Origin of the sequence: Microbacterium sp. 71-23 (genome assembly GCF_001897265.1) — a bacterium.
Lineage (GTDB): Bacteria > Actinomycetota > Actinomycetes > Actinomycetales > Microbacteriaceae > Microbacterium > Microbacterium ginsengisoli.
Map to the genome: position 1 here is coordinate 170349 of NZ_MKSL01000008.1, position 6130 is coordinate 176478.

At 71.9% G+C, this 6130-nt stretch carries 3 protein-coding genes; 2 read left to right on the top strand and 1 reads right to left on the bottom strand.

Features of this window, described 5'->3' with window-relative positions; genetic code table 11:
- Nucleotides 1-21: 21 nt before the first annotated feature.
- Nucleotides 22-3639: a S8 family serine peptidase gene (locus BGO15_RS00905; protein ID WP_056519822.1), complete on the bottom strand. Its 3618-nt coding sequence runs from the start codon at nucleotides 3637-3639 to the stop codon at nucleotides 22-24.
- 152 nt (nucleotides 3640-3791) lie between these two features.
- Here BGO15_RS00905 and BGO15_RS00910 point away from each other — a divergent pair, with 152 nt between their 5' ends.
- Complete coding sequence (locus BGO15_RS00910; protein WP_045247532.1) at nucleotides 3792-4340, top strand: ECF transporter S component; 549 nt, start codon at nucleotides 3792-3794, stop codon at nucleotides 4338-4340.
- A 36-nt stretch (nucleotides 4341-4376) separates the two neighbouring features.
- Nucleotides 4377-6130 (top strand): ABC transporter ATP-binding protein (locus BGO15_RS00915; protein ID WP_286746653.1); only part of this gene is annotated, 1754 nt, incomplete at its 3' end.

The following is a 6130-nucleotide window of genomic DNA, read 5'->3' on the forward strand; positions in this document are numbered from 1 at the left end:
CCTCGTCCACCTGGTCGGGTGTCAGAACACCAGGAACCCGGATGCCCCGAACGACCCGTCGAGCACCGCACTGCCGCCGTATTGGGCGACGATCAAGTGCACACCGCGGGACTGCTTCGGCAGGGTGATCGACGCCTTCCCGTCGGCGAGGTCGGCCGTGTACTTCCGGCCGTCGACCCACACCGTGACGGCGCCGGTCGCCGCGGGACCGTGGGACGGCTTCACCGCGAGGTTCACCACGAAGGTGGTCGACGTGCGCCCGAGGTACGGGTTCACGGTGACGCTCAGCGACGAGGACGCCTTCACGACGACGCCGGCGCTGTCCGCCGTGCCGGCGTTGGGCGAGGAGGCGGCAGTCGCGGTCACCCTGACCGACAGCGTCGTGCCCGCGTCGGCCTTGGTGACCTTGTACGTCGTGCCGGTCGCGCCGTCGATCGGTGAGCCGTCGCGCAGCCACTGATAGGCGAGCGTCACGTCCGCGGGATTCCAGGTGCCGCCCGTCGCGGTGAGAGTGCTGCCCACCTTCGGCGTGCCCGTGACGGTCGGCGGGGCGGTGGCGACCGGAGCGGCCGCACCGCTGTCGACCGTGAGCACCGTCGTCGCCGCCGAATCGCCGTAGCGCACGATCCCGAAGTAGCGGGTGGACGCGTCGAGCCCCGACCAGCTGAGCGTGTAGGTCGCGGGCTGCCCGCTCGTCGTCGGCAGCGGGTCCGGCGAGGCGGTCAGCGAGCCGACACCCGCGCCGTCGCCGACGACCGCAGCCGTCGCATCCCACGTGAACGGCGACGTGAAGGCATAGCGGTTGACCTGCACAAGGTAGGTGCCCGCCGTCGGCGCGATGAGCGCGACGGACTCGTCGGCCGACGACGTCGCCGATGACCAGTTCTCGTAGTAGCGCCAGTCGGTCGGCGACACCACCCGGTAGACCGTCAGGTCGAGGTCGGACCCGGTGTCATCCGAGGAGTCGACGTCGAACCGGGCATACGTCGACCCCTGCGGGACATCCACCACCATGTAGGCGTTGTACTGGCCGTCCTCCTCCGAGAAGGTGTCCTGGTCACCGGAGTGACCGGGCACGGCGGCCAGGTCGGGGTCGGTCAGCAGAGTCGCCGGGGCGAGGCCGGAGACGGCGAGGTCGAGGTCGCCGGTCACCGCCGGGGTCACCGTCACGTCGGCGGTGCCCGAGATTCCTGTGCCGGACACCGATGCCGGGGCATCGACCGAGACCGGGTACACCGCGATCGGCGAGCGGGCGGCGTGCGTGCCGCCCGTCCACCTCAGGAACCCGTGGGTCCACTTCTCGACGGGGGCGTCCGTGCGGGTCACCGTGATCTTCACGTCGGCCTTCTCGCCCGACTTCAGGCTCACCGTCGACGGCGCGACCGTGACGTCGAAGCCAGGGAGGTCGACGTTCGCGGTGAACGTGGCGTCCTCGGTGGCCGTGATCGTGCGGGTCACCGTCTGCGAGCCGGCCAGCGAGCCGATCCCGATGGAGGCGAGGTTGAGGTCGCTCGCGTCGATGGGCGAGACGCCGAAGTCGTGCAGCCCGAGGCCCTGCAGGTAGGCCGCCCAGTCCGCCGGTCCGTTCAGGTACAGCAGGCTCGGCGAGAAGTACGCGGTCGGGTCGACGTGACCGGCGCCCTGCGTGAACGGATCGGTGACCGCGGCGCCCGCGGCATCCTTCGTGTCGTAGGCCGTCGTCATCATGGCCGATTTGATCTCGGCGGGCGTCGCGTTCGGTCGCTCACCGAGGTAGAGCGCCGCGAGCCCCGCGATGTGGGGCGCCGCCATCGACGTGCCCGACAGGATGCCGAACGTCGGGTCGGCGCCCGGCGCGTTGTTCGTGGCCGCGAGGATCGCGACGCCGGGCGCCGAGATGTCGGGCTTGATGACGTCGCTGCCGTCGGCGAGCATCGGGCCGCGGCTCGAGAATCCGGCCACCTGCGGGGTGGGTGTCTCGACGCCGGTCACGTTCTCGCCGATCAGGGTCGCCGTCGCGTCCGCCGTGCCGCGCACGTAGTCGAGCAGAGCCGTGCGATCGGTGTCGGGGAGGTGCACGGTCGGCACGCTGTGGAAGTCGTTGTCGAGCGAGCCCGGCGTGACGTTCACGAGGATCATACCGATGCCGCCGGCCTCCTTGACCGCCTGCGACTTCTCGACGCGGGCGTTCGAACCGCGGTCGCAGACGACGATCTTGCCGGCGACCTTCGCCGGGTCGAGCGAGCCGAGGTAGCACAGCGGCGCGTCGGCGTTGCCGGCGAGCGCGACGTCGCCGGAGTAGACGACGGGGCCGGTGACCCGCTCCCCGAACGGAACGCTCACCGAGGCGCCGGCCTTCTGGAACCCGTTCGGCAGTTCGACGGTGCCCTCCCAGGTCGGGATGGTCGAGGCGGCGACGGTCGTGTACCAGGGCGACGCGTGGTCGGCGGTCGAGGCATCCGGTCCCGAGTTGCCGGCGCTGACAGAGACGAACACGCCCGCGGCGGCCGCGTTGTAGAACGAGATGTCGTCGGGCTGCAGCACGGATGTCGCCGACCCGCCGCCGATCGAGTAGTTGATGACGTCGACGCCGTCGGCCGTCGCCTGATCGATCGCGCCGAGCAGGTCGCTCAGGGCGCAGATGTCGTCGGTCGTGACGAGCGGATCGGGGCCGTCGTAGCAGGCCTTGTAGGCGGCGACCTTGGCGGCCGGGGCGACACCCGAGATCGCGCCGAAGGCGACGCCCTCCACGGTCGCGTCGACCCCGTTGTTGCCCGCAGCGGTCGAGGCCGTGTGGGAGCCGTGACCGGCACCGTCGCGCGGCGACAGGTAGTCGTAGGCGAACGAGAACCCGGTGGCGGCGGCGCCCTCGCTGAAGTACTGCGCGCCGACGAGCTTGGTCGAGTACTGCTCGGCACTCCAGGCGTCCTTGCCGGCTCCCGGCTTGTCGACGACCGTGCTGCGGAACTCTCCGCCGTCGGACTTCTTGTAGACCACCTGCGTGACGGCGGCGCCGTCGGCGTCGGTGCCGGCGGCGAGGTAGGGCTGCGTGTCGCTCGGGGTCGTCGACAGCGGGTCGCCCGCGAACGACGGGTTCTCGGGCGAGATGCCGGTGTCGACGACGCCGACGACGATGCCCGCGCCGGCCTTGTCGATGCCGCCGACGCCCTCCCACACTCCGCCCGCGCCCTCGAGACCGAGGAACTGGGTCGACGGGACGGCATCGGGATGCCGCACTTCGTCGGCGTAGACGCCGAGCACCCCCTTCGTGCCCTTGAGCTTCGACGCCTGCGCGCCGCTGAGGTTCGCGCTGAAGCCGTTGAGGGTGATCTGGTAGGTCGTGTCGGGTGTCACTCCGGCGCTGGAGGCGACATCCTTCTGCCGGTTCTGGAGGAACCTCGAGTACTGCTTCGCCTGCGGTGAGGCCGCGTCGAGCCGTTCGCCCTCCTTCGCCTTGGTGGGGGCGAGGCCGGGCTCGCCCCCTTCGTAGGTGGCGACGGGCTTCTCGTCGAGCAGCACGATGTAGCGGCCGTCGGGCAGATCGAGAGGGGTGGGCGCGGCGGGGCCGGGCTCGGCTGCGGTGCTCGCCGCGGCCGAGCCGCTGACGATCAGTGCGGCCAGGGTGACGGCCGCCGCAGCTTTCAGGCGGAGGTGTGCCATGTACTGCGCTCCATTCGTGGGGGGATGTCGGAACACGTGCCACGGCCCGGAGGCCGCGTGGGCCCGAAGGTACCTCACAGCGAATTCTCAACGAACACATATCCACGGTTCATGAGAGAACTCTCACGAGAACGCGTCGCTACGCTGAGCACGTGGCCGCCCGACCATCCGCCCTCTCCACCCGTGTCCTGCTGATCTGCGCCGCGATCGGCGTCGCCACCGGGCTCCTCGGGGGCATCGCCGGATGGATCACCCCGATCGTCATCGCGACCGCACCGATGCTCTACGGCCTGGTGCTCGGCGTGCACGTGCTGCCCGGCATCATCGCGCAGGAGGTCGTGCGGCTGCCCTGGGTGGCGCTGCTCGCGCACGTGCTCGCGGCGCTCGTCGCCAGCGCCACCAGCCCGCAGTGGGCGGGTCGCTACATCGGCACCGCCCTGCTCATCGGCGGCATCCAGGAGGGCGTCGCCGCCCTCACCCGGTACCGGTCGTGGGCTCCATGGCGCTTCTTCGTGTCCGCGGTCATCGTCGGTGCGATCATCGCCGTCGTCGTCGCGCTCATCGTCGACCTCGGGAGCTTCGCGCCGTGGGTTCAGGCGGCGTACCTCACGATCAGCGTGCTCGGCCCCGTCGCGTGGACGGCCGTCGGTCTCGCCGTCGGCGCCCGGCTGCGCAGCGCGGGAGTCGCCGCCCGTCGCTGACAGGATCCTCCCGCGGACAGCCGGGTAGGTTAGGTGATGCTCACTTCCGTCGGTCGAGGTCTCGTGTCCCCTGCTCCCGTCATCCACGCGAACGGCGTCGCCGTGCGCCACATCGACGCCGACACGCCGGTGCCCGCGGGCGCGAGCTTGAGCGTTCACCCTGGCGAGGTGGTGCTGCTGCTCGGGCCGAGCGGGTCGGGAAAGTCGACGTTCGCGCTCACCCTCAACGGACTCATCCCGCACCACCTCGACGCCGAGGTGACGGGGGACGTCGTGATCGGGGATGCCGCGGCATCCGCGTCGACCGTCGCCGAGCTGTCGTCGCGGGTCGCGCTGGTCTTCCAGGACCCGGATGCGCAGATCGTGACCGCCCGCGTGCGCGACGAGGTCGCCTTCGGCCCCGAGAACCTGCGCGTCCCGCTCGCCGAGATCGCGACGCGCGTCGAGACGGCCCTGCGGCGACTCGACCTGTGGGAGCGCCGTGACGACGACCCCGACATCCTCTCCGGCGGCGGTCGGCAGCGGCTCGCGATCGCCGCGGCCCTCGCAATGGGCACCCCCGCGATCGTGCTCGACGAGCCGACCGCGAACCTCGATCCGGCCGGCGCCGCCGAGGTGTTTGCCGCCCTGCGCGACCTGGCGTCGGCCGGCGATCACGCGATCGTCGTGATCGAGCACGATCTCGACGAGCTGGTCGAGGTGGCCCACCGCGTGGTCGTGCTCGATGCCACCGGTCGCACGGTCGCCGACGGCTCGGTCGACGACGTGCTGCGCGCCCGCGCCGCCGAGCTCGACGCCCTCGGTGTCTGGCTTCCCGCGGTCACCCTGGCGGCCCTGCGGCTGCAGCGCGCCGGGGTGCCGATCGAGCGGATGCCGCTGACCGCCGCCGAGCTGCGCGCCGCCGTCGCGGCGGCCCCGCCGATCGATGCGACGGCCGACGCACCGTCGTCGTCTGCAGCGCGCACGCCGGCCGACGCTTCCACGACCGCTCCCGCCGCGAACGCCGTCGAAGTGTCGGGACTCACGCTGCGCCACGGGCGCGACGAGGTGCTGCACGACGTCTCCCTCACGATCGCCGCGGGCGAGTTCGTCGCGATCGTCGGCCCCAACGGCGCCGGCAAGACGACGCTCGCGCAGGCGATCGCGGGCGTGCGACGCACGCCGCGCGGCACCGTCCACGTGCGGGGTGCGGACGTCGCGCGCCGACGCACCACCCGGCGCATCGGCTTCGTGTTCCAGAACCCCGAGCATCAGTTCGTGGCACCGACGGTGCGGGAGGAACTCGCGCACAGCCTGCGCGGGCGCTCGGCCGCCGAGGTCGCCGAGCGGGTCGACGCCATGCTCGAGCGGTTCGATCTGACGGCGCACGCGACGCGGCATCCGTTTCTGCTGTCGGGGGGCCAGAAGCGGCGCCTGTCCGTCGCGACCGCGCTCATCGAGGGCGCCGACGTGCTGGTGCTCGACGAGCCGACCTACGGGCAGGATCGCGCCCGCGCCGATGAGCTGCTGCGCCTGCTGGGCGACCTGCACGCGCAGGGCACGACGGTCGTCGTGGTGACGCACGACATGCAGGTGGTCGCCGAGCACGCCGAGCGGGTGCTCGTGATCGAGCGCGGCCGGGTGATCGCGGATGCCTCCCCCGCCGTGCTGTTCGCCGACGAACCGCTCGTGCGGCGGGCGCGGCTGCGGGTGCCGCCGTTGCGGGTCGCGTTCGCCGATCTGCCTGGCCAGCCGGCGCTGTCGGGTGTGATGCGGCTCGCCGACCTCGACGCCGTGCGGGGAACGGCGGT

Bases quoted from the DNA above. Each gene is read 5' to 3' on its own strand.
- BGO15_RS00905 (WP_056519822.1), bottom strand. From the start codon at position 3,639: ATGGCACACCTCCGCCTGAAAGCTGCGGCGGCCGTCACCCTGGCCGCA.